Source organism: Enterobacter sp. BIDMC 26 (assembly GCF_000534435.1).
In the GTDB taxonomy this organism is placed as follows: domain Bacteria; phylum Pseudomonadota; class Gammaproteobacteria; order Enterobacterales; family Enterobacteriaceae; genus Enterobacter; species Enterobacter ludwigii.
Window position 1 is genome coordinate 1,924,426 of sequence record NZ_KI973182.1, and the last position, 24,701, is coordinate 1,949,126.

Genomic DNA, 24,701 nt, shown 5'->3' on the forward strand with positions numbered 1-24,701 from the left:
GCTCGCTTTATTATTCAGTCGGGCTACGGATGGCCCAAAACTCCATATCAAGTCCCGGGAACTCGCCTGCGAGATGCAGGGCGAAAGCGCCGGACTTATCCATCTCGTGCCACAGCTCGCTCCCCTTCTCCAGCTCGAAGTAGCTGTAGCCTGCATGCCAGGGGATCTGCGGCGGTGCGACCGGCATGGCGCGCAGCATAATGCCAGGCAGTTGCAGCTGAACCAGATCGCGAATTTTCGAGACCGGCGCCACTTTCATCTGGGCAGGGAAATGGGTTTGCAGGTGTTCGCCCGGCACGTTGGCTTTGACCGCCAGCACGAAACCGAACTCACGCACCATGCTGGTTTCCGGCACGGTCGCGATGTTCAGACCGTGGGAACGCTCGTTAAGCGGCAGCTGAATGGCATGGTCTTCCATCACCAGAGACAGCCCCTGACGCAGCAGCATCATCAGTTTGCTGAAGCAACCCGCGAGGTCGTCGTGATCGTAAATCGGCAGCACGCTTTCAGCGGTACGCTGAGACGCCCAGGTAGCGAGCTCGGTCGCAAACGGCAGCCAGCTGCGCCAGAGTGTTTCCGGATGCAGCAGCGGAAGCGTTTTTAAATGTGAAACCTCGCCCAGATGGCGGTTCACCAGTGAGAGCAGCGTGAATTCAATCAGTTCCGAGGTATTAAAGCGGCCAGGCTGGCGCAGACGACCGCCAATTTGCTGGCTGCGCTGCACCAGTAAGCCGTGCAGATCGTTAATCATGCTGTAGATCTGCGGGCTGTTATTGGCGTTCAGCATCGGCGGAATGTAGCTGCTATCGAGACGCACGTGGTTATCGTTGCGTTTCTCGGTCACAAACGCCACACCGATAGCGGTCCACTCTGCCGTTACATCTTTTTCCAGCATCAGGGTCAGACGCAGGCGGCCAAACTGCACGGTGGCATCGCCTACCGACATGGCGTTGTCGTCTTCCACCTCTTGCTCAAAGGCGATGAAGCGCGCCAGCGAGGCCGGCTCTTCACTGAAGATCACCTCTTCTCTCTCTCCACGGCGAACCGGCAGTGCGAGCACCACCTTTTCATTGGTGAGATTGTCAGGGATTTTCAGCGGCACCGGACCATTGCGGCCGTTGCGCACCTGGAAAAAGGTTCCGTCAGGCAGCAGTCCGCTGCAGTAGCTCAGGGCAATGCATCCCTGGCGCAGCATCGCTTCGTCCAGCTCAACGTCGAGAAAGCCCCAAAGGTATGAACGCTGCAGCGCACCCCATTCACGAACGTGGTTGAGCAGATAGCTTTCAGTCCGCTGAAAATGGTGTGGGCGCAGGAACATGCCTTCGGTCCAGACGACCTTTTCTGCTTTCGTCATGATGATGTAATTCCTGTTATGAAGCGCGTTACTGGCTGATGACCCGGATGCCATTCACGTCGAGAAAAACGTTGGCCTGGAGTTCATCCGCTGACCATTTCCAGAACTGGTAGATATGGTTTTCGCCTGGCACAGGCAGAGGGAGTGAAACGCGCCATTTTTTGCCATCCAGCATCTGATATTCCGCCATCACACCAATGTAGCGGGCGTCGGGAGAGCTCTGTCCACTCAGGGTTTTCGAGAGCTGACCCGGCATCAGGAAGAAAACATCGCTGTTCAGCAGATTCGCGCCAAGCGTGGCTGACGCGTTGTTCTGCAGGGAATAGAAGTCGCTGGACATGAAATCCGCATCGGATTTCAGCAACAGCACTCTGACTTTTAGCGGCGCAGATTCATTGATTTGTGGATGAGCCTGAAACTGCAGATTGTAGCGGGAAGGGTCGCTGTGTGAAGACGACGTACAACCACTGACAAGGGCGAAAATCGCCGCGTAAAAGACGGACCACAACCAATGAAAATTTTTATTATTCATAAAAATACGCTCAGGGACGCGGTTTAGTTCAGGATCCAGGTACCGTTAGCGCTGTCTTTGCAGGCTTTGCTGTTACCGTCCACATCAACACAGGTTGCCTTCTTACGCACTTTCGCACGCTGGGCCTGCTTACGGACGGTCGCTTCGTACTGATCGGCTTTGATCACTGCGCGCATCGGGACGTAGCCAATCAGCTGATCATTTCCCTCATCGGCAAGCGCCATCCAGTAGTGCTCAACCTGACCCAGGACCACATACGTTTTACCGGTTTCCAGGGTACGGATAACCTTTCCGCCGAAGTCAGGACGGCTCATCAGCGAGGCCGGATACATGGCACGATACGGCTCATTGAGCTGAGTAAACTCTGCTGGAGGTAAAACAGCGTGACGGTGGGTTAACGTGACGCCATTGACCTGGCTGGTCACGATCGTGTCGTCGTTGATCACAGGTTTCTGCGGCGCTTTACAGCCCGCCACCGCCATTACAAACAGAAGTGAAAACAGTACGCGCATTTTCATATGCTTTTCCGTAGCGATATTTCGATGATGGAGATAAAGGGGATGAAGTTTGACTTAGGTGCTATTGTTAAAATAGTCAGTATATTTTCGGGGCGTTACTATTTAAGGGCATAGCTACCGCACGAGCCCTTCAGAATAAGGCCCAGCGTCTTCCTGACATATTTTGACAAACGGTAAGCAAGTTTACATGAGCTTGCCACCAATTCAATATTTACCGCTTAATAACTGATGGTTAATGAAGCACTCGAGACATTATAGGATTAATCTGAGAAAAAAATACGATTTAGCTAAAATCGTCTATTCCCCTCAAGCCAAAATCACATATCCATCTGATTTAAAATGAAATTCCACAAAAGAGAATCACTTTCATTAACGCAATAACCCTATTACTGCTACTACCATAATTAGTAGAATCTGGCTTTATGCGGGGCGAAGAAAATATATCCAATATGAATTATTTGTTGCATTATCGAGATAACTTTCAATTTCAGCCAGACCTGTCTCAATATATGAAATTGTTTCAGGGAAACTGAGAAAAGTTAATTTTACACCTCAAAATAAGTTTGTCTTTTAATCTCCCTTTCGGATTTAATCTGGTAATTTTCCGCTATTAACAATTAAGCACAGCTACATATTCCTGGTTAAAGCGACGATTAATTTGCACCGATTCCTCCTGCCTGCAGGGGTCTTCGTCGCCCTGCCCTTCAGCCACCTTCATCTGAAATTTAACGCTGACTTCATCATCGCTTCGCTTTCGCCATAGCGCAGAGTGAACAAGTGATAGATAAGATTTATTATAAAAATGATAAAATTTCGTTATAATTTCTTTAAAACTTTACACCGATTAGCATGTAAGCCACTGTAAAATATCGCCATTAAATTCAATGCATTTAACTTTGCTCTGGCCTCTGGTAACAGACGCCATCATTGTTTTCGCTTATTGGCAAACCCGGTGGTTTATAGGCGCAGGTGATGTCATGACCGCACAAGTCAGGAGTTGGTATGAATAAGAAAAGACGCTCAGTTCCCGGTATCAGGCACTATGACGGCCCAGCCGGTGGCTGGGGGGCGTTAAAGGCGACGGCCATTGCGGTACGTACCCAAATGGATACGCTGGATGCCCCCGCAACCCTACTGCGCACAAACCAGCCTGACGGTTTTGACTGCCCTGGCTGTGCGTGGCCCGATAAAGAACACAAATCCACGTTCCAGTTCTGTGAGAACGGGGCGAAAGCCGTCACCTGGGAAGCCACCAATAAACGCGTCACCACGGATTTTCTCGCCAAAAACAGCGTGTCCTCGCTGCTGGCTAAATCTGATTTTGAGCTGGAAGGTTACGGTCGTCTCACCCATCCCCTGCGCTATGACCGGGCAAGTGATACCTTCCAGCCAGTGGAATGGGACGACGCTTTCCAGCGTATCGGTGAGGTGCTGCGCGGTCTTGAGCCTGACCAGGTCGAATTTTATACCTCCGGCAGAGCCTCGAACGAAGCAGCGTATCTGTTCCAGCTGTTCGCCCGCGAGTACGGTACCAATAACTTCCCCGACTGCTCGAATATGTGCCATGAAGCCACCAGCGTCGGTTTACCCCGTTCCATTGGTATCGGGAAAGGGACCGTCTCACTTGATGACTTCGATAAAACGGAGCTGGTTATCGCCATTGGTCATAACCCTGGGACCAACCATCCGCGGATGATGGGCACGCTGCATGAGCTGGCTCGCCGCAACGTACCGATTATCGTTTTTAATCCCCTGCGCGAGCGCGCGCTGGAACGTTTCGCGGATCCGCAAAGCGTTATTGAGATGGCAACCTACAGCTCTACCGATATCGCCTCCACCTATTTCCAGGTGAAAGCCGGGGGCGATGCCGCTGCGTTAAAAGGGATCGCAAAACACCTGCTGGAGATGGAGAACGAACGCGGAAACGTGCTCGATCGCGCCTTTATTGCTGAACACACCCAGGGCATTGAGGCGTTTGCTGCGGACATTGCGCAAACCGACTGGGAGGCCATTGAGCGTGAGTCCGGGTTGAGCCGGGCAGCGCTCAAATCCGTGGCCGAGGCCTACGCAAAATCGAATGCCACCATCATCACCTACGGGATGGGCATCACCCAGCATAATAAAGGCACCGCGAATGTCCGCCTGATCGCTGATCTGTTGCTGCTGCGCGGTAACATTGGCAAACCCGGCGCGGGGATATGCCCACTGCGCGGCCACTCGAACGTTCAGGGTAACCGCACCGTGGGTATAAGCGAGAAACCGACACCGGCATTTCTCAACCGCCTGAAGGAGGTATTCGGTTTTGAGCCTCCTGCCCACCACGGCCATGATGCGGTGCAGGCAACGCAGGCCATGATCGACGGACGTGCAAAAGCGCTGATCTGTCTGGGGGGAAATTTTGCGGTGGCGATGCCCGATCACGAGAACGGTTTTCCGGCAATGAATACGCTGGATTTGAGCGTGCACATCGGTACCAAGCTCAACCGCACCCATTTGCTGGTGGGGAAAGAGACCTTTATTTTGCCGTGCCTCGGTCGTACCGAGCTGGATGTCCAGGCCACCGGACGCCAGTCCATTACCGTGGAGGACTCTATGTCGATGGTGCATGCCTCTTCCGGTAAGCTGAAACCCGCCTCTCCGCGCCTGCGGGCTGAGCCGGCCATTGTCGCCGGAATGGCGCAAGCCACCCTGCGGGAGACCCGCGTGGACTGGATGACGCTGGTTGAGGATTATGACCGTATCCGCAACCTGATTGAGCAGACCATTCCGGGCTTCGAGAATTACAATGAACGGATCCGCATTCCTGGTGGTTTTCGCATGCCGCTGCCGCCCACAGAACGTATCTGGCCAACGGCGACGGGCAAAGCGATGTTTTCGGTTTTCGACGGCGTCAATGAGAACGCCAGTGGTGAAGGCGATAATGTGCTGCGCCTGATCACGCTGCGCAGCCACGACCAGTACAACACCACCATTTACGCCCTTAATGACCGCTACCGCGGCGTCTTTGGCCGTCGCGATGTGCTGTTTATGAATGAAGATGATATGGCGCAGTCAGGCCTGGAGCATGGCGATCGCGTGGATATCGAAACCGCCCTGCCGGGGAGCGTTCAGCGTCTGGAAGACATTACCGTTGTGGCCTACAGCATTGCGCCGGGTTCCGTCGGAGCCTACTACCCGGAGGCCAACGTACTGGTTCCGCTTGATTATCTGGATAAGGACAGCGGTACGCCGTCTTATAAATCGGTTCCGGTCCGCCTCATCCTGCGTTCGAAAGAGATCCGCATGCTGTAAGGCTTTCAACGCAGAGAAATACGATGGATATAAAACAGCTAAAGTACTTAATCGCACTCGATCAGACCCGGCATTTTGGTAAAGCAGCCTCGCAGTGCAACATCACCCAGCCGACCCTCTCCATGCGTATTCGCAGCCTGGAAGAGGAGCTGGGGCTGGTGCTGATTACTCGCGGGCAACGTTTTGAAGGCTTTACGCCCGAAGGCGAACGCATTCGGGCATGGGCGCGCGCGGTGCTGGCCGCTCACGACGGCCTGCAGGCCGAAGCCTCGCTGTGCAAAGGGCAAGTGGTGGGTGAATTGCGTCTGGGAATGGTGCCGCTGGCCAGCGTGGATCCGATGATCTTTATCCGCCAGCTGACGCAAAAATACCCGGAGCTGACCTACAGCCTCTACTCAATGTCCTCGCAACAAATTGCCGACGGCGTCAGCCGGAATCAGCTTGAACTGGGGATTTGCTACCTGAACAGTATCGACACCCGTCCGTTTGACATTATCCAGCTGCCAAAAACCGAAATGGGATTGCTGCACGATATCCGCCACTTCCAGCTGGATCAGGAGACGCTGACCTGGCAGGAACTGATGGCATTTCCGCTGGGGTTTCTGACCAAGGGGATGCATTATCGCGAGCATATGGAGGTGAGCTTTAAATCTGCCGGCATTAATCCCGAGTCTGTCTTTGAAAGCGATTCCACATTCCAGATCATTCAGGCGGTACAAAGCGGCGTGTGCTGTGCCGTGATGCCGCTGAACAACGGGCTGGAGAACCTGAACAGCCACTTCCGGATAACCCCCATAACCGACTCGAACATCGAAGCCCCTATCGGCCTGATCATGCGTCGACAGGCCCCCGTCTCCTCACTGGCACTGCGCTGTTTCACCGACGCGCAGGCGCTTTATCTTGCGGAGAACAACGGCATTGAGTGAGGTCATGTGATAACGCGTCAGTCGAGCAACACCGAATAAGACTGACGCGTCACCACACTGAACCCGCCGATCAGCACCGCCTTGCAAACGTCCCGGTATTGCGGGGCAGTCACCAGCGTATTCAGCGCATCACGGAGAGCGTTAAGCGTTTCAGGGGATGTGTTGTGCGCGGTAATCAGCGGTAACCCGGGTGTCAGGGGAGTACTGTCGATCGCCGCCAGCCCGTCGAGCAACGCCGGTTCATGACGCTGCAATAGCGCGTACGTCACGCAGTCGATAGCGGCGATATCGCCCTTACCCTCTTTTAGATCAATCAGCGACTGGCGATGGCTGCCGCTAAAGGTCGTCCGGGAAAAATAATGGCCATCGGGTGCAAGTGGCGCCACTTTTTTTCGCAGGGCGTGATAACCTGACTGCGAATCCGCAGAATTGCATACCGCCCATCGGCCGCGAAAATCAGCCAGTGTCCGGGAGCGCTTCTGGGCGCGCGTCACCAGAAGGCTACGGTAATAAAACGCTTCGCAGCCTGGCGCCTGATAGTGAAAACAGCCCACGACCTGTACGTCCGGCAATTGCGTCATCAGCGGGTAGCCGCAGGTCTGGCTGAGGACAAGCCCGGGCTGCTGCCAGTGGGCCAGCAGAGAATCATCGGGTACGCCTTCGCTCACCGGCACGCCGCGTTCGGCAAGCAGGTGCTGTACCGCTCGCCAGAGGGCATCGGTGTCGGTGCGATTGATGGCATACATCGGAAACGCCAGCGGGTTACTCATGACTTCCCTCGTGTTGACGCCCTGGGTGAGCGGTGACGTTGACCGCCCGCCTCCAGAACTGTCGCATCCATTCACTATAACCCCTGACCAGAAAACCATGGTTACGCTTCTGGTACGCCGCCCGGTTTTGCAGATAGACGCTTTTTAGCCCATACCACGGAACACCCGGTAAATCGTGATGGACTGAATGGTAGTTAAGATTTAAAAACAGCACCCGCCAGAACAGCCCTGCTTCGTTGATGACAGAACGCGCCAGCGGATTATCCGCCGCGCGATGTTCATAAAAGGAGCGCACTTTAGTCAGCGCCAGCGCCGGATAACTTACCGCCAGCACAAACCAGACGGGCGAGAAACCGTTGTGCATCATCCAGGCAAACAGCGCTGCCAGCAGCGACGCGTGGACGAGCCACATTGCCATTGCGCGCAGGTGAAGATGGCGAAACGCCGTCACGGCGCTGGCCAGCGTCTGCAGGATATCCAGCAGCGGTGCCAGCAACAGCCGGCCGCAGAAGGTATTTCGTGCATGGATCACGCGCTTGTGCCAGGGCGAAAAGCGTGCCCAGCTCTCCTCGGTAAAATAGTACGACTCCGGGTCATCCACCGGGATCGTCAGGCTATCGTGGCGATGATGGGCAAGATGAGAGTCCCGGTACAGACCATACGGATACCACACCGCCAGCGGAAGCGTGCCAAACAGCGCGTTAAGCCAGGCAAAGCGCGTGGGATGGCCGTGGATCAGTTCATGCTGGAGTGACATATACCAGGTGGTAAATCCGATGAGCAGCAGCGTAGCGGGCAGCAATCCCAGCGTTTTCCAGTACGCCAGCGTGGCAAACCAGCCACTGTAAAGGGTGATGATGACGATCCACGTGGGCAGTTCGCTTCGCCACAAAAACCCCGAGGCGAGGTGGTGAATTTGATCGCGTTGTTGCGGATGTAAATAGAGGGAGCTTCGTTTACCCATGCCTTCAGACGCCGTTTCGCCAGAGAGAATGCCCTGACGATCGGGGAAAACGCCTGAAATAACAAAGAACTTATATCGCTTTGCTTTGCCAGAAACGCGGGCAGCGCGAGATCTCCCTCTCGTTCGCAACTTGACTTATTTTGCAATAAAGGTACTTTTCAGGACATGAAGAAGATCCTGATTATCGTCCCTGACGGCGGCATGCTGTTTGAAGCCGCCGGTATCGCAGACATTCTGATGCAGGCGAACCGGCTGCATCCGGAAGGCCTAGCCCATCCCTGTTACCGCATAATCATCGCCACCACCCAGCCTCACCAGGTGATCCACGGCCAGTCCGGCCTGAATCTGCTGGCGGATTATCGCCTGCCGGAGCTGGATCCGCGTGAACCGCTTGATACGATTATTATCACCGGACGCGGAATGAACGAGCAGGAGAGCACGGCGGTGGTGGACTGGCTGCACCTGGCTGCGCCACACGCGCGGCGGATAGCCTCCATTTGCGGCGGCGCGATGCTGCTGGCCCAGACCGGCCTGCTTGATGGACGCCGGGCGACCACCCACTGGCGGCTGCTGGAGACCCTGCAAACCCAGTACCCGGCCATCCATGTGGAAGGTGGCCCGCTGTATATTCAGGACGGTCCCATCTGGACCTCCGGTGGGGTTAGCTCCGGGTTTGATTTGACCCTGGCGCTGGTGGAAGACGATTACGGTTTTACCCTCGCTCGCGAGGTGGCGCAGGATATGGTGATGTATCTGCGCCGCCCCGGCGGGCAGCTCCAGTTCAGTCGCTATAATCTTCAGCAGCCCGGCACATCCGGCCCGATAAGCGACCTGCAAACCTGGATCCTGGAGAACCTGACCGCTGACCTGTGCGTGGAAAATCTGGCGCAAAAAGCGGCGATGAGCCCGCGCAATTTCACCCGCGTGTTCACCCGTGAAACAGGCGCCTCTCCGGCGCGTTATGTCACCGAAGCACGCCTTGCCGCCGCCCGGCAACTGCTTGAACAGACCAGCGACCCTCTCGAACGCATTGCTGAGCAGAGCGGGTTTGGCAGCAGCATCAATTTGCGTCGCGTCTTTGAGAAACAACTCCACCTCACGCCTGGCGAGTATCGTCAGCGCTTCCACTGTCGCAAAATGGCATAATGTGATCCTTTTTTGTCGTTTACGCCATCCGGCCTGACGCCTACAGTGACTCCAGACAACAGAGATAAGGAGTGCACTATGGTTAAGGTCGGCATTAACGGTTTCGGTCGTATCGGACGTAATTTCCTGCGCGCGGCGCTGGGTAACCCGGATGTGCAGATTGTGGCAATTAACGATCTGACGGACAGCAAAACCCTCGCCCATCTGCTCAAACATGATTCCCTTCTCGGCACGCTGCCGGCTCCCGTTGAAGCCGCAGACGGTGCGCTGCAGGTCGATGGCCAGCGGATCGTCGTCTTTAGCGAACGCGATCCGGCGAATATCGTGTGGCGTGACGCCGGCGTTGACGTGGTTATTGAAGCCACTGGCTTCTTTACGGAGCGGGAAAAAGCAGCCGTGCATATCACGCACGGTGGGGCTAAGCGCGTCATCATCTCCGCCCCCGGCAAAAACGATGACCTGACGGTGGTCATGGGCGTCAACCATGAACAGTACGATCCGGCTCAGCATTACGTAGTGAGTAACGGCAGTTGTACGACCAATGGTCTGGCCCCCGCCGCTCAGGTTTTGCATCAGCAGTTCGGGATTGAGCATGGCCTGATGAACACCACGCACGCTTATACCAACAGTCAGGCACTGCACGATCAGCCAGAGAAGGATCTGCGCGGTGCACGTGCGGCAGCGCTGTCGATTGTGCCTTACTCCAGCGGTGCGGCGAAAGCGCTGGGGAAAGTGATCCCCTCACTTGACGGTAAACTGACCGGGTATTCCCTGCGCGTGCCGGTTCCGGTGGTGTCGATTGTGGATTTGACGGTAACCCTGAGCCGTGACGTTACCGCCGAGGAGGTGAATGACGCCTTCCGGAAAGCCGCTGCCAGTGGCCCCCTGAAAGGCATTCTGGGTTACAGCGATGAACCGCTGGTTTCCAGTGATTATCAGGGCGACCCGCGCTCGTCAATTATCGACGGGCTCTCCACCCTCGTGATTGGCGGCAAAATGGTGAAGATCCTGGCGTGGTATGACAACGAATGGGGATTCTCAAACCGTCTGGTGGATCTGGCGGTGCTGATGGATAAGAAAGGGTTGTAACCTTCCCCCCGTTCCCACTCTGAGTGGGTATCGCTGCCCGGTAGCCTTTCGCTGACCGGGCACGCGTTCGTCACTCTGCTTTGACTTTCACGCCCATAAACACAATTACCATGGCTGTCACCAGCAGGAAACCGCTGCCCGCGAAGACGCCGCTGGCACCGTTGAGGTCGAATACAGCACCACCCACTGCCGCACCGGCGCTTATCGCCAGCTGGATAGAGGCCACCAGCAAACCACCCGCACTTTCGGCTTCATCCGGCACGGTGGTGGCAAGCCACGTTGACCAGCCCACCGGTACCAGACCAAACGCAAAGCCCCACAGCGCGACCAGTAACCCGTCCAGCATCGCCAGATGACCAAACGCCACCATGGTGAGAGCAAGCACGCCCATCGCGAACGGTACCAGTGCCAGCGTCAGGCGCAGGTTACGCGCCAGCAGATGCCCGGCGACGGAGGTGCCGATGAAGTTGGCAATCCCAAAGCCCAGCAGGATCAGCGAGATGCTCTCCACGCTCGCCTGCCCCACCGTTTCAAGGAACGGACGCAGGTAGGTAAAGAAGGCAAAGTGGCCGCTGAAGATAAGAATGGTCGCCAGCATGCCGCCAATCATCCCCGGACGACGCAGCACGCGGAACAGCGTACTCAGGCTACCGCTGCTTTCCGGCTTCATGGACGGCAGTACCCAGAGCTGCCACAGCAGCGCCAGCATGCTCGGCAGAATGCAGAGAATAAAGACGTTACGCCAGCCAATCAGGCTACCCAGATAGCTTCCCAGCGGCGCCGCCACCACCGTCGCAATCGAGACGCTGGAGAAGATCACCGCCAGCGCTTTCGGCACTTTATCGGCAGGCACCAGGCGCATCGCCGTGGCGGTCGACATCGCCCAGAATCCCCCGATCGCCACACCCAACAACAGCCGGCCCATCAGCAGGACGTGCAGCGTGGGCGCAAAAGCCACCAGCAGGCTGGAGATGATCTGCAGCACCGAGAAGAACATCAATACCCAGCGACGGTCGATATTTTTGGTGGCCGGCGTGATGAGCAACCCGGTGACCAGCGCCACCAACGCCGTGGCCGTCACCGCTTGTCCGGCCATCCCCTCGGACACCCCCAGGCTCGCGGCCATCGGCGTCAGCAAACTGGCGGGCAGGAATTCTGCTGTGATCAGGCCGAATACGCCAAGCCCCAGTGAGTAGACGGCTCGCCAGGCGGGTTTTGCAGGCGTGACCGCCTCTCTCGCCACGACACATGAATTCATCTGTTGTTCTCCCGTTATAAAAATGTGACAACTGTCGCAAAAGCATAGTGGGTTCACCCTGGACGATCTATGACATATAATCTCCACTTATTGATTATTCGTCCGGAGTTGCGACATGACCGCTCAGTCACCCGATTTGATCAGCGAACTTTTGCGCGGCATGCGCCTGTCGGGCGTGAAATACCGTCGGATTGAGGCCAGCGCGCCGTTTGGCGTGGCGTTTCACCAGGCGCCCGGCAAAGCCCAGTTCCATTTTGTCAGCCACGGTAGCGCCCTGTTGCGTATGGAGAGTGGTGCCACCTTCACGCTGAATGGCGGCGACGCCCTTTTTATCCCGAACGGCAACGCCCATGCCCTGCTCTCTGACGAGCACGCCAGCATTACCCCGGTCAGTGCATTCCCCAGCGAGCCTATCTGCGGTTCGGTCTGCGCGATCACCTGTGAGCCGTGTCAGGAAAGCGAGAACACCATCATCTTCAGTGGATGCATGGATTTTGAACTGGGCGGGATGCAGCCGCTGATCAAGGCGATGCCGGAAGTGATGATGGTGAGCCGGCTGATGTCCACATGGCCGGAAATTCATCCGCTGCTGGCAGCGATGGAGCGGGAATCAATGACCCGCCAGGCCGGATTCGCCGGGATCCTCGCGCGACTTGCCGACGTGGTGGCCGCGTTGATCGTGCGTGGCTGGGTTGAAGGAGGCTGCGGCAAAGCTACCGGCTGGGTGCAGGTATTGCGCGACCCGCGTTTGAGCCGGGCCATTTACGCCATGCATCAGCAGCCAGGCCTGAACTGGAGCGTGGCGGATCTGGCGAAAGAAGCGGGCACTTCCCGCTCCGTGTTTGCTGAACGTTTTCTGGCGGCCACGGGAACCACACCGGCAAAATATCTCAGCGAACTGAGGATGCGGCTGGCCATTCAGTACATCCGCCACGAAAATCAGCCCATTGAAACCGTCGCGTTGCGTCTGGGGTACGGTTCACTGGCCGCGTTCAGTCGGGCATTTAAGCGCATTATTGGGCATGCACCGGGCACATTGCGCGAGACCAGCCAGACCCCGGAAGAGGTCTGAGCCAGGCGTTAGCGATACGTATTTTTTGCCAGTCGCCTCTCGCGATTTAATTATGGGGCGTGCTAAGGGAGCACCTTGCGCTATTACGGAATAAAAGAGCATTCCGCGCATATTATTATCGCGCCATGATTTGCGCCCGTTGATTAAATTAAAAGCAATATAATTATTTATCATAAAAAAGAATTATCTTTCATCAAGATAGCAAATTCTCCCAATCCCTTCCGGCGCATAACCAGACGGTAAATTGTCTGGTTATGCGCAAAATGGGATATTCGACACGCGAAGCGGCCAATATTCGTCTAAGGTTTTCAGGTGATTGATAACAGCGGCAACGCTGCTCAGCGAATACAGGAGATGAACCGATGATAAGACCTCGTACACTACGCCCTGCTCTTTTGCACCTGGCTTTGGGCGGCGCGTTACTCGGTGTGACAACATGGGGTTATGCGGAAGAACAACTCACCACCCAGACAAGCTCCCCCGATATTTTACTTGGTCCTCTCTTTAATGATGTGCAAAGTGCCAAACTGTTTCCCGATCAAAAGACCTTTGCTGACGCCGTGCCGAAAAGCGATCCGCTGATGATTCTGGCGGATTATCGGATGCAGCGCACTCAGTCTGGCTTCGATCTGAAGCACTTTGTGGAAATGAACTTTACGCTGCCAGCGGAGGGTGAAAAATACGTCCCGCCTGCCGGGCAAACTTTACGTGCACACATTGATGACCTCTGGCCCGTACTGACCCGCACCACCGATAAAGCGAGTAATAAGTGGGATTCCCTTCTGCCGCTGCCTAAACCCTATGTCGTGCCTGGTGGACGTTTTCGCGAGGTCTACTACTGGGACAGTTATTTCACCATGTTAGGGCTGGCTGAGAGTGGCCACTGGGACAAAATCAGCGATATGGTGGACAACTTCGCTTACGAGCTGGACAGCTGGGGACATATCCCGAACGGCAACCGTAGCTACTACCTGAGCCGCTCCCAGCCTCCGTTCTTCGCGCTGATGGTCGAGTTGCTGGCGACCCATGACAGCGATGCGCTGAAGAAATACCGTCCGCAAATGGAGAAAGAGTACGCCTACTGGATGGAGGGGGCCGACACGCTGCAGGCCGGACAAGCCAACAAACGTGTAGTGAAGCTGGACGATGGCTCAGTACTCAACCGCTACTGGGATGACCGCGATACGCCGCGTCCTGAATCCTGGCTCGATGATATGACCACCGCTAAAAGCAATCCTAACCGACCGGCCACGGAGATCTACCGCGATTTACGCTCAGCGGCCGCCTCGGGGTGGGACTTTAGCTCCCGCTGGATGGACGATCCGCAAAAACTGGGCACGATCCGCACCACCAGCATTGTGCCTGTCGATCTTAACGCCCTGATGTTTAAGATGGAAAAATTGCTGGCCAGGGCAAGCCAGGAATCCGGCGATACCTCCGCTGCCAGCAAGTATGACGCGCTGGCGACCGCGCGTCAGAAAGCGATCGAGAGCCATCTGTGGAATGATAAAGAGGGCTGGTACGCGGATTACGATCTTAAGAGTAAAAAGGTACGTAATCAGCTTACGGCAGCCGCACTTTATCCGCTCTATGTGAAGGCGGCTTCGCAGGATCGCGCTGATAAGGTCGCTGCAGCGGCATCGTCACGCCTGCTCAAACCGGGTGGCATTTCCACCACCACCATCAACAGCGGCCAGCAGTGGGATGCACCTAACGGCTGGGCACCGCTGCAATGGGTGGCGACAGAGGGGTTGCAGAATTACGGGCAGGATAAGGTGGCAATGGATGTGACCTGGCGCTTCCTGAAAAATGTTCAGCATACCTATGACCGCGAACAGAAGCTGGTAGAGAAGTATGACGTTTCGAGTACCGGTACAGGGGGCGGTGGCGGTGAATATCCGCTGCAGGATGGCTTCGGCTGGAGCAACGGCGTGACGCTGAAAATGCTGGATCTGGTCTGTCCGAAAGAGAAACCGTGCGACAGCGTGCCGGAGAATCAGCCGGCGGCAAACGATGCTGTCGCACCGGCGAAAAGTACGGCGCAATAAAGCGGCCTCATTCCCTCACCCTCTCCCGCCAGGAGAGGGTGAATGGGCCGTCTTACGGGGTTTAACAGGGCATCAGAAGCTGTAGCTCGCGCCTAACTGATAGGTTCGGTCACGTCCAATCCAGCAGTTGGTCGCATCGTAACAGGTCAACGTCTCTTTATTGGTGATGTTCTGCGCGCTCGCTTTCAGGGTCAGCCCTTCAAGCGAAGGCAGAATTTCGCCCATCCGATAGGATGCCGCCAGATCGTACTGCGTGGTGCCACCGAGTTTACCCGCGTCGTTCGCCGGTGAAATCTCCATCGGCCCGGTGTAGCGCGCCCCGGCCCCCAGCATCAATCCTTTCAGTGGCGTATTCTCAAAGGTGTAATCCCCCCACAGGTTGAATGCATTTTCCGGCACCTGCGTAGGGCGTTTGCCCTGATACTTATCGTCCTGCGTATTGATGGCGTGAGTGTATGCGTAGTTGGCAATCAGGTTCAGATTGTCTGTCGGACGGCCAATCACAGACAACTCCGCCCCTTTAGACTCCACTTCGCCGGTCTGACGATAGTTCAGGAAGCCGGGATCGGAGGTGACGACATTCTTCTGGCGAATAGTAAACACTGAGGCGGTAAAGGTGGTGGCGTACTCTGCCAGCAGATATTTCACCCCGCCCTCCACCTGCTTGCTGGTGGTCGGCTTGACTTCTTTCGCCGTCAGGGTTCCCTGCGGCGAGACCGGGGCAAACCCTTCTGAATAGCTGATAAACGGAGAGAGACCGTTGTCGAAGGCGTAGAGCGCGCCCAGTCGTTTGGTAACGCGATCCTGCGATACCCACGCCTTGTCGCCGTTATGCAGATAATCGGTGGTGACGGAGCGATAATCATCATAGCGCAGGCTGCCCAACAGATTTAAGCCGCCAAACTCCACCTGATCCTGCAGGTAATACCCATTCTGCTGATAGCTCAGACGGTTTTTCTGCGCGGTATACAGCCCCAGCGCATCCTCATGGACCTGTGAATAGTCCGGATTGCGCATATCAATCCCCGGTGTTGTCGAGGCATAGCGGTAGTGGAAGTGGGAATTCAACTTCTGGTAGTCAAACCCGGCCAGCAGATGGTGTTTCCACTCACCCAGCGCAACGGTTTTGGTCACCTGATTATCAATGTTGAAGCTCCGGAGATCTTCATCCGTGGTGTAGGCAAAGCGGTTAAGCTGATTGACTTCACTGCCCGGCCCGGTTGCATAAATACTGCGCTGGTGGGTATCGATGTCAAAATAGCGTGCCTTCTGGTTAAAGCCCCAGCCGCTGTCAAATTCATGTTCAAAGCTGTAACCCAGCATCCACTGGCGCTGTTTAAACCCGCTCCATTCGTCGCCGGCATAATCCCGCTTGCCCGCATATTTCGAACGCAGCCAGGCGAGCGGCAGCGGATTAGACGGCGTCAGGCTTGGGGAGTTTTGCGCCAGCGCATCAAGGGTGAGGCGCGTTTTGTTGTCCGGTTGCCAGGTGACAGACGGCGCAACCAGGTAGTTTTCATACCGGGAGGTGTGCGGCTGATCGTCACTCTCCGTCGCTTTCCCCAGCAGACGGTAGTTCCAGTCGCTATCGGCAATTTGCCCGGTCGAATCCAGATACCCCTCTTTCAGGTTGCGGTTGCCGGTGTTAAAACCCAGTTCGGTCCGTGCGGCTTGTTGCGGTTTTTTACTCTGAATATTCACCAGCCCACCCGGCGAGGCACCGCCGTACAGTACCGATGAAGGACCTTTGAGAATATCAACGCTTTCAACCAACAGCGGATCGATGCGGGCTTTGGTATTGCCGGTGACGTTATAGGGTAACTGCAGCCCGTTGTAGAACTCCTGATCGACGGTAAATCCGCGAATTTTATATTCACTCATGTAGGAGGTGTTTCCGCGCACCTCGGTCGACACACCCGGTGCATAGCGCAGGATCTCATTCACGGAGTTCGCGTGACGTTTATCGATTTCCTGTGCCGACAGGGTATTGATCACCTGCGGGGTTTTACTCTCGGCAACGGCTGATTTGGTTGCGCTGTTCGTCCAGCCGGGCAGCATGCTGCCCTGCTCTGAGCCCGTGACTACGATGGTTGATTCTTCGGCAAACGCCTGTACCTGCAATGCCAGCGTCACGGCTCCTGCCAACGCGCATAACGTGAAACGAGAGGGGTTCATAAAGTCGTCTTGTGATTAAATGTAATCAGGAACGACAATTATTATCATTTCGATTAGCAAATCAATATGCACGTAAAAAAACGGCCCTCCTTGAGAGCCGTTTTAGTGAAGTTATGCCCGTCGCAGTAACCTGAAAATGCCCAGCACCACAATGGCACCCACGACAGCCACCAGGAAACTGTGCAGGTCAAAACCGCTGATGCTGCCACCAAAGCCAAACATCGTCGCCAGCCAGCCGCCTACAACCGCCCCCACGACACCGAGCACACACGTCAGTATGAAGCCGCCGCCATCATTTCCCGGCATGATAAGTTTAGCGATAGCGCCAGCAATTAGACCAAAGATAATCCAGGCGATAATACCCATAGCGATGCCCTCTTGCAGGTTTAATGCATGCGCAGAAAACCTTCTGCGCAGGTAACTTAAGTATAGGTCATCCCTGGAAAACTAATTTCATCTCACCGACTTATCTTCTCTGCAATCTGAAAAAAAACTCATCGGTTTGTATTAAGTTTCATTGTGCAGTGCCGATAACGCAAAGACAGTCTGTCATCTATCAAGGAGCCATCCGGCGTGAGTAATTACAGTGAGCAGTTCCTCAAGCAAAATCCGCTGGCTGTATTAGGGGTATTGCGTGACCTGCAAAAAGGTGAAGTGCCGCTGCGCATCAGCTGGTCAAACAATCAGTTCATCAGCAAGATCCTCGACGTCTCGCAGGAGCGACTGGTTATCGATCTGGGCAGTCAGGAGTATGAAAACCGCGCCGCACTGAAAGCAGAGAAACTCGCGGTGATGGCAGAGACCCACGGTGCAAAAGTGGAATTTGTGCTCCCGCGCCTTGAGATGAGCGAATACCAGGGTCTTCCCGCGTTTGTCACACCGCTGCCTGCCAACCTGTGGTTTGTGCAGCGCCGGGAATATTTCCGCATCAGCGCCCCCCTTCACCCTGCCTATTTTTGTAAGGCTAAAATGCCGGACAAAAAAGAGCTCCGCTTCCGCCTCTTCGACCTGTCGCTGGGCGGTATGGGCGCGCTGATGGATACGCCGAAACCTGACGGACTGGTCGAAGGCATGCGATTCTCGCAAATTGAACTGGATATGGCCGGCTGGGGACGGTTTTATTTTGATGCCCAGTTGATTGCCATCAGCGAGCGGAAGGTGGTGGACAGCAAAAACGAAACGATTACCACGCCACGTTTGAGTTTCCGCTTCCTGAACGTTGGACCCGGTTCAGAGCGCGAACTGCAGCGCATTATCTTTGCACTGGAGCGCGAAGCACGGGAACGTGCGAATAAAGTTCTGTGAGGAAAACGGGCAGCGTGACCGCCGCCCGCCTGCGGCATTACATGGCATCCATCGCTTTCTGTACTTTCCAGATGTAACGCGGAGCCTGTGGTGCCGGATGATTTTTCGCCACATGTTCAACGAATTCATCTTTGTCCATGCCGTTAATCTCTTCTATCGCCTCTTTACGGTCAGAGGAGAAGGTTCGCAACAGCGCCCCGGCGCCGTTGACGTAAGAGACCACCAGCGCGTATTGCATCACTTCCGGGTCGTCGATGCCCTTCAGTACGCCATGCTCCAGAATGCTGAGATAGGCTGTCCCCATGGAGATATTACGCTCCGGGTTCTTCAGCTCGCTGGTCGACGGCTGACCGCTCCAGCCCATGTAGCGGTAGACCTCTTTACCTGCGGTAGACGCTTTAAGCTGCATCAGCCCCACTGCGTTTGATTTGCTGACAAGCGTGGGATTACCGCCGGATTCAACGGCAATGATTGCGGTGATAAGACGCGGACTGACGCCCCATGCCTTCCCGGCTTGCTCGCTGATCGGCATCCACTGCATGGCCCGTTTCACCGGCACTTCCGGGTTCCAGGGCGGATTTTGATAGTCATGTCTGGAACTACAGCCCGCAAGCAACACAATCAAAAAAGCAAACCATCTCAATTTCACGTCATCTATCCTTATAGCCGGTCATCGCAGTGCGCCGCCCCTTGAAGCGGGCAGCGTATAAGCGGCATGATATAGACAATTAGTTTCTCATTCAGCAAGGAATTGCCATGTCTCAGTTTCATCTTATCGCACCGTCGGGCTACTGCATCAATCAGGACGCGGCACAACGGGGCGTTCAGCGCTTACTGGGCTTCGGCCACCAGGTAGAAAATCAGACGATTATCCCTCGCCGCCAGCAGCGTTTTGCCGGAACCGAGGCCCAGAGACTGAATGATATCAACAGCCTGGTGAACCTGAAGGGTGAGGATCGGATCGTGCTTGCGGTGCGGGGGGGCTATGGCGCGAGCCGGTTACTGGAGAGCATTGACTGGCAAGGTCTGGCACAGCGTCAACAGCAGGACCCGCTGCTGATATGCGGCCACAGCGACTTCACGGTCATCCAGCTTGGGCTGCTGGCGCTGCATAACGTCATTACCTTCAGCGGCCCGATGCTGGCCGGAAATTTTGGTGCGCCGGCGCTCGATGCATTTACCCTTGAGCATTTCTGGCGCGCCCTGCGAAACCCAACCTACAGCATAACGTGGCAAGGCCAGGGGCCGCACTGGGCCTGTGAAGGCCAACTCTGGGGCGGTAACCTGGCAATGCTGGTCTCGCTCATCGGTACGCCGTGGCTGCCGGACATCGAAGACGGCATTCTGGTGCTGGAAGATATTAACGAACATCCGTTCCGCGTCGAGCGCATGTTATTGCAGCTTTATCATGCCGGGATCCTTGAACGTCAGTCAGCAATCGTGCTGGGCAGTTTTAGCGGTGCGGCACCCAATGATTACGACGCCGGTTACTCCCTTGAAACGATGGTTGATTTCATCCGTTCCCGTCTCGATATCCCGGTTATCACCGGTCTGGATTTTGGCCATGAGCAACAAACCGTAACCCTTGCGCTGGGGGCACATGCGTCCCTGATACATGATGATTCAGGCAGTCGGTTAACAATAAGCGGTCATCCGGTCATAAAGGCATAAAAAAGCCGTTAAACCCCTTAATAAAACGCTGTTGCCGTGGTTAATATGTTAGGGTTTTAGTAACAGCGTTAACATTGAGGTGGGAGTAAGACAACATTGGATGCCGCAGCGATAATCAGCCTTTTCATTCTGGGTTCTGTGCTTGTAACCTGTAGTATATTATTAAGTTCATTTTCATCGCGTCTCGGCATACCTATTCTCGTTATTTTCCTTGCTATCGGCATGCTGGCTGGCATCGATGGCATCGGCGGTATTCCTTTCGATAACTACCCTTTCGCCTACATGGTGAGTAACCTCGCGCTGGCAGTGATCCTGCTGGACGGCGGGATGCGCACTCAGGCGAGCTCGTTCCGCGTCGCCTTAGGGCCGGCGCTGTCGCTCGCGACCGTAGGCGTATTAATCACATCAGGCCTGACCGGGATGATGGCCGCCTGGCTGTTCCATCTCAATATCATGGAAGGCTTGCTGATTGGCGCTATTGTCGGTTCAACCGATGCGGCGGCGGTCTTTTCCCTGCTTGGCGGTAAAGGGCTTAACGAACGTGTTGGCTCCACGCTTGAGATTGAATCCGGCAGTAACGATCCCATGGCGGTGTTTCTCACCATCACGCTGATTGAGATGATCCAGCAGCACGAAAGCGGGCTGAGCTGGATGTTTGCCTGGCATATCCTGCAGCAGTTTGGTCTGGGGATTATTCTTGGCCTCGGCGGCGGCTATCTGCTGCAGCAGATGATCAACCGGATTTCACTTCCCGCCGGGCTTTACCCTCTGCTGGCGCTGAGCGGGGGCATTCTGATTTTTGCCGTCACCACCGCGCTGGATGGCAGCGGCATTCTTGCCGTCTACCTCTGCGGCTTCCTGATGGGTAACCGCCCTATTCGCAACCGTCACGCCATTTTGCAGAACTTCGACGGACTGGCCTGGCTGGCGCAGATTGGCATGTTCCTGGTGCTTGGCCTGCTGGTTACCCCTTCAGACCTGCTGCCTATCGCCGTACCGGCGCTGATGCTGTCGGCGTGGATGATCTTCTTCGCCCGTCCACTGTCGGTGTTTGCAGGCCTGCTGCCGTTTCGCGGCTTTAACCTGCGCGAGCGTATCTTTATCAGTTGGGTGGGTCTGCGCGGCGCGGTGCCGATTATCCTTGCCGTGTTCCCGATGATGGCGGGTCTCGATAACGCCCGACTGTTCTTCAACGTCGCATTCTTCGTTGTTTTGATTTCACTCCTGTTCCAGGGCACGTCACTCGGCTGGGCGGCGAAAAAGGCAAAAGTGGTGATCCCCCCCGTTGGCTGGCCCGTCTCCCGCGTCGGGTTGGATATTCATCCGGAAAATCCGTGGGAACAGTTTGTGTACCAGCTTAGCGAAGACAAATGGTGCGTGGGCGCGTCGCTGCGCGATCTGCATATGCCCGCCGAAACGCGGATTGCCGCGTTGTTCCGCGACAATGTTCTGCTTCACCCTACCGGCAGCACCCGTCTGCGTGAAGGGGATATTTTGTGCGTGATTGGCCGCGAGCGCGACCTGCCCGCGCTGGGTAAATTGTTCAGCCAGTCGCCACCGGTGGCGCTGGATCAGCGTTTCTTCGGCGATTTTATTCTGGAAGCGAGCGCCAAATTTGCAGATGTTGCCTTGATTTACGGTCTGGATGAAGGGCTGGAGTATCGCGATAAGCAGCAAACGCTGGGGGAAATTATCCAGCAACTGCTTGGCGCAGCACCCGTTGTTGGTGACCAGGTCGAGTTTGCCGGGATGATCTGGACGGTGGCCGAGAAAGAAGATAACGCGGTACGCAAAGTCGGCGTAAGGCCGATGGAAGAAGAGTCAGAGTAGTTTAGGTAACATGTCTTACTGGCCGGGGAAGGCGTTATCGCCCCCCCGGCACATCGCATAGTTACACCGTCACAACCGGTACGCGCGGCGCCAGAGCGCACATCAGCTCATAGCCAACGGTCCCTGCAGCAGCGGCCACATCGTCAATTTTAATTTCATTTCCCCACAGCTCAACCGGTGAACCAATCCCCGCCTGCGGGCACGGCGTGAGGTCTACCGCCAGCATATCCATTGAGACCGTCCCCACGGTACCCGTGCGAACGCCATCCACCCACACTGGCGTGCCGGTCGGAGCGATACGCGGGTAGCCGTCGGCATAGCCTCCCGCCACAATGCCAATTCGCTGTTCGCCTGTCGCCCGGTAACGGCTGCCGTAGCCCACCGTGGAACCGGCCTTCAGCGTTTGTACGCCGATGATTTCGCTGCGCAGGGTCATCACCGGTTTCAGGCCGCTGTTAGCAATATCCTGCCACTGCCCTGACGGTGACGCGCCGTACAGAATGATCCCCGGGCGTACCCAGCTGTAGTGCGCCTCCGGGTGCCACAGCGTGGCCGCCGAGTTAGAGAGCGAGCGCGAACACGCCAGACCTTCAGCCGCCTGCTCAATCCGCACCATCGCCTCGGCGATGCCATCGGGTTTTTCCGCGTCGGCAAAGTGCGCCATCAGCGTCATTTCGCCCACATTCTTGATGCCGCGCAGCTGTTGCCATACCGTATGTACCCGCTCGGGCTGGAAGCCCAGGCGGTTCATGCCGCTGTTCACCTTGAGATAAATGTCGAGCGGAGCATGCAGTCTGGCGTCCTGCAGGGCTTTAACCTGCCAGTTGCTGTGAATACTGGTGGTCAGCCGGTACTTATCCAGCAACGGCAGATCGTCGGCATGGAAGAACCCTTCCAGCAATAAGATAGGGCCTTTCCAGCCACGCTCGCGCAGCAGAATGGCCTCTTCCAGATTCAGTAACGCAAAACCGTCGGTCGCGCTGAGCGCGCTCCAGATGCGGTCAATACCGTGGCCGTAGGCGTTCGCTTTCACCACCGACCAGACGCGTGAACCTGGCGCAGCACGGCGAACAATCTGCAGGTTATCCTTCAGGGCCTGCAAGTCCAGCTGAGCCAGAACAGGACGGGACATGACAACTCCTTAGTTATGCGCGCCGTGCAGGTGCTGTGGACGCGAGGGGGTGAACCCAGATTGATAGCGCGCGGCACTTAAATCGTCAAACGGAATTGCCGGGGTGCGCCCGGAAATCAAGTCGCTCAACAGCTGACCTGAGCCACAGGCCATTGTCCAGCCGAGGGTGCCGTGTCCGGTATTCGTCCACAGGTTTTTGAACGGAGTGCGGCCCACAATCGGCGTGCCGTCTGGCGTCATTGGACGCAGACCGGTCCAGAACGTGGCCTGCTCGACAAAACCGCCGCGCGGGAAGAGATCGCCCACGACCATCTCCAGCGTTTCACGACGCGGCTGCAGCAGCTCGGTGTTGAAGCCGACAATCTCCGCCATGCCGCCTACGCGGATACGGTTGTCGAAACGGGTAATGGCGATTTTATAGGTTTCATCCAGAATGGTGGAGACGGGTGCACCGCTGTCCTCTTTCACCGGGATGGTCAGGGAGTACCCCTTCAGCGGATAGACCGGAATGTCCAGAATGCCCTTCAGCATGGCGGTAGAGTAAGAGCCAAAGGCCATGACGTAGGCATCCGCTTTGATCACCTCTTCGCCGCACTTCACGCCGTAAATATTACCGCCTTCCGACAGCAATTTATCGACGGGCGTGTTAAAGCGGAATGTTACCCCTGCCTGCTCGCACATCTGCGCCAGACGCTGGGTAAAGAGCTGACAGTCGCCGGTTTCATCGTTGGGTAAACGCAGGCCGCCCGTCAGTTTGTGGGACACCTCCGCCAGCGCCGGCTCAACCTGTCCCAGCTGGCTGGCCTCGAGGAGTTGATACGGAACACCGGCATCTTCCAGCACGGCGATATCGCGGGTGGCGTTTTCGTACTGTTGCGCCGTGCGGAACAGCTGCAGCGTACCGCCCTGACGGCCTTCGTACTCAATGCCGGTGGTGGCGCGCAAGGTTTTCAGGCAGTCACGGCTGTATTCCGCCAGACGCACCATACGCCCTTTGTTTTCCATGTAATGGCGGGTGTCGCAGTTGCGCAGCATCTGCCACATCCACTTAAGCTGGAACTGCGTGCCGTCGAGGCTAATGGCCAGCGGCGCATGGCGCTGGAACATCCATTTAATCGCCTTCAGTGGCACGCCGGGAGCCGCCCACGGTGCCGCATAGCCCGGAGAGATTTGCCCGGCATTCGCCGCGCTGGTTTCCAGCGCAGGGCCTGGCTCACGATCGATAACGGTTACGTCATGCCCCGCCTGACTTAAATACCAGGCGCTGGTTACGCCAACCACACCACTTCCCAGTATGACAACACGCATAGCCACTCCATAATGTGCAAAAGAACAATCTTCTAATTACAGATTGATAACCTAGTTGAAAATATTATTCAACATACGACTTTTTTATGGTGACTTATCTCACATCTTCCCCTACTGGCGGGGAAAGGACTTATTTGGGATCTCCTGCTGCGCGTTATTTTTAACCAGCATAAAACTCTGCATGAACCGCTTTTTTTACCGTATTGAAAACGGGAAATCGTAAAGAAAAAATTTCTGCTCCAGCACGCTTTTTAACACGTTGATCTATGCTTGAAAGGAGGCTCTCCAGACAGAGAGAGCACCCACAACGAG

20 protein-coding genes are annotated in these 24,701 nt (G+C 55.9%); 9 read left to right on the plus strand and 11 right to left on the minus strand.

Translation table 11 applies throughout. The features are described from left to right. Positions 1-10: 10 nt before the first annotated feature. From tssK to L462_RS14240, 3 genes are read right to left on the minus strand one after another with little or no spacing between them, the layout of a single operon-like run. Positions 11-1,354, minus strand: coding sequence for a type VI secretion system baseplate subunit TssK (gene tssK, locus L462_RS14250; RefSeq protein ID WP_020883454.1), 1,344 nt, complete (start codon positions 1,352-1,354; stop codon positions 11-13). A 28-nt stretch (positions 1,355-1,382) separates the two neighbouring features. Then, entirely contained in the window at positions 1,383-1,886 is a 504-nt protein-coding gene (tssJ, locus tag L462_RS14245; protein ID WP_014170556.1) for a type VI secretion system lipoprotein TssJ, read from the minus strand. A 23-nt stretch (positions 1,887-1,909) separates the two neighbouring features. After that, positions 1,910-2,404 carry a hypothetical protein gene (locus tag L462_RS14240; protein ID WP_014170557.1) on the minus strand — a complete coding sequence of 165 codons (495 nt, stop codon included), beginning with the start codon at positions 2,402-2,404 and terminating at the stop codon, positions 1,910-1,912. A gap of 1,002 nt (positions 2,405-3,406) precedes the next feature. Between L462_RS14240 and L462_RS14235 the strand changes: the two genes are divergently transcribed. After that, positions 3,407-5,695 carry an FdhF/YdeP family oxidoreductase gene (locus tag L462_RS14235; RefSeq protein WP_032678405.1) on the plus strand — a complete coding sequence of 763 codons (2,289 nt, stop codon included), beginning with the start codon at positions 3,407-3,409 and terminating at the stop codon, positions 5,693-5,695. 23 nt (positions 5,696-5,718) lie between these two features. Next, the gene (locus L462_RS14230; protein ID WP_032678406.1) at positions 5,719-6,621 is read left to right on the plus strand and encodes a LysR family transcriptional regulator; all 903 of its coding nucleotides are present in this window, start codon (positions 5,719-5,721) and stop codon (positions 6,619-6,621) included. Positions 6,622-6,638: 17 nt separating this feature from the next. Here the strand turns inward: L462_RS14230 and L462_RS14225 are convergent, their stop codons facing one another. Next, a complete protein-coding gene (locus L462_RS14225) occupies positions 6,639-7,391 on the minus strand; it encodes a phosphate/phosphite/phosphonate ABC transporter substrate-binding protein (protein ID WP_032678407.1) in 753 nt (250 codons plus the stop codon). Beyond that, entirely contained in the window at positions 7,384-8,355 is a 972-nt protein-coding gene (locus L462_RS14220) for a fatty acid desaturase (RefSeq protein WP_032678408.1), read from the minus strand. The genes L462_RS14225 and L462_RS14220 overlap by 8 nt, the downstream gene beginning before the upstream one ends. A gap of 165 nt (positions 8,356-8,520) precedes the next feature. On the opposite strand from L462_RS14220, the gene L462_RS14215 reads away from it, so the two are divergent. Further along, positions 8,521-9,501, plus strand: a complete 981-nt coding sequence (locus L462_RS14215; protein ID WP_014170563.1) for a GlxA family transcriptional regulator — start codon at positions 8,521-8,523, stop codon at positions 9,499-9,501. A 78-nt stretch (positions 9,502-9,579) separates the two neighbouring features. Further along, positions 9,580-10,590, plus strand: coding sequence for a type I glyceraldehyde-3-phosphate dehydrogenase (gap, locus tag L462_RS14210; protein ID WP_032678409.1), 1,011 nt, complete (start codon positions 9,580-9,582; stop codon positions 10,588-10,590). A gap of 70 nt (positions 10,591-10,660) precedes the next feature. Here the strand turns inward: gap and L462_RS14205 are convergent, their stop codons facing one another. Further along, entirely contained in the window at positions 10,661-11,848 is a 1,188-nt protein-coding gene (locus L462_RS14205) for an MFS transporter (RefSeq protein WP_032678410.1), read from the minus strand. Positions 11,849-11,963: 115 nt separating this feature from the next. On the opposite strand from L462_RS14205, the gene L462_RS14200 reads away from it, so the two are divergent. Further along, entirely contained in the window at positions 11,964-12,920 is a 957-nt protein-coding gene (locus tag L462_RS14200; protein WP_032678411.1) for an AraC family transcriptional regulator, read from the plus strand. 362 nt (positions 12,921-13,282) lie between these two features. After that, positions 13,283-14,968, plus strand: coding sequence for an alpha,alpha-trehalase (locus tag L462_RS14195; protein WP_032678412.1), 1,686 nt, complete (start codon positions 13,283-13,285; stop codon positions 14,966-14,968). A gap of 72 nt (positions 14,969-15,040) precedes the next feature. Here L462_RS14195 and L462_RS14190 read toward each other — a convergent pair whose 3' ends face one another. Continuing rightward, positions 15,041-17,143: a TonB-dependent siderophore receptor gene (locus L462_RS14190; RefSeq protein WP_032678413.1), complete on the minus strand. Its 2,103-nt coding sequence runs from the start codon at positions 17,141-17,143 to the stop codon at positions 15,041-15,043. Between the two features lie 111 nt (positions 17,144-17,254). Beyond that, a complete protein-coding gene (locus L462_RS14185; RefSeq protein ID WP_010432765.1) occupies positions 17,255-17,509 on the minus strand; it encodes a GlsB/YeaQ/YmgE family stress response membrane protein in 255 nt (84 codons plus the stop codon). Positions 17,510-17,716: 207 nt separating this feature from the next. Between L462_RS14185 and L462_RS14180 the strand changes: the two genes are divergently transcribed. Beyond that, positions 17,717-18,448, plus strand: coding sequence for a flagellar brake protein YcgR (locus L462_RS14180; protein ID WP_020883443.1), 732 nt, complete (start codon positions 17,717-17,719; stop codon positions 18,446-18,448). A 37-nt stretch (positions 18,449-18,485) separates the two neighbouring features. Here L462_RS14180 and emtA read toward each other — a convergent pair whose 3' ends face one another. Next, positions 18,486-19,097 carry a membrane-bound lytic murein transglycosylase EmtA gene (emtA, locus tag L462_RS14175; RefSeq protein ID WP_014170571.1) on the minus strand — a complete coding sequence of 204 codons (612 nt, stop codon included), beginning with the start codon at positions 19,095-19,097 and terminating at the stop codon, positions 18,486-18,488. Between the two features lie 107 nt (positions 19,098-19,204). Between emtA and ldcA the strand changes: the two genes are divergently transcribed. Both ldcA and L462_RS14165 read left to right on the plus strand, forming a co-directional pair. Then, complete coding sequence (ldcA, locus tag L462_RS14170; protein WP_014170572.1) at positions 19,205-20,119, plus strand: muramoyltetrapeptide carboxypeptidase; 915 nt, start codon at positions 19,205-19,207, stop codon at positions 20,117-20,119. 96 nt (positions 20,120-20,215) lie between these two features. Next, positions 20,216-21,949, plus strand: a complete 1,734-nt coding sequence (locus L462_RS14165) for a potassium/proton antiporter (protein ID WP_014170573.1) — start codon at positions 20,216-20,218, stop codon at positions 21,947-21,949. A gap of 61 nt (positions 21,950-22,010) precedes the next feature. On the opposite strand, the gene dadX is transcribed toward L462_RS14165, so the two are convergent. Together dadX and L462_RS14155 are read right to left on the minus strand one after the other, a co-directional pair. Beyond that, positions 22,011-23,081 (minus strand): catabolic alanine racemase DadX, encoded by a 1,071-nt coding sequence (gene dadX, locus L462_RS14160; protein ID WP_025203876.1) that lies wholly within the window; start codon positions 23,079-23,081, stop codon positions 22,011-22,013. Between the two features lie 9 nt (positions 23,082-23,090). Continuing rightward, entirely contained in the window at positions 23,091-24,389 is a 1,299-nt protein-coding gene (locus L462_RS14155) for a D-amino acid dehydrogenase (RefSeq protein WP_020883441.1), read from the minus strand. Positions 24,390-24,701: the final 312 nt, after the last annotated feature.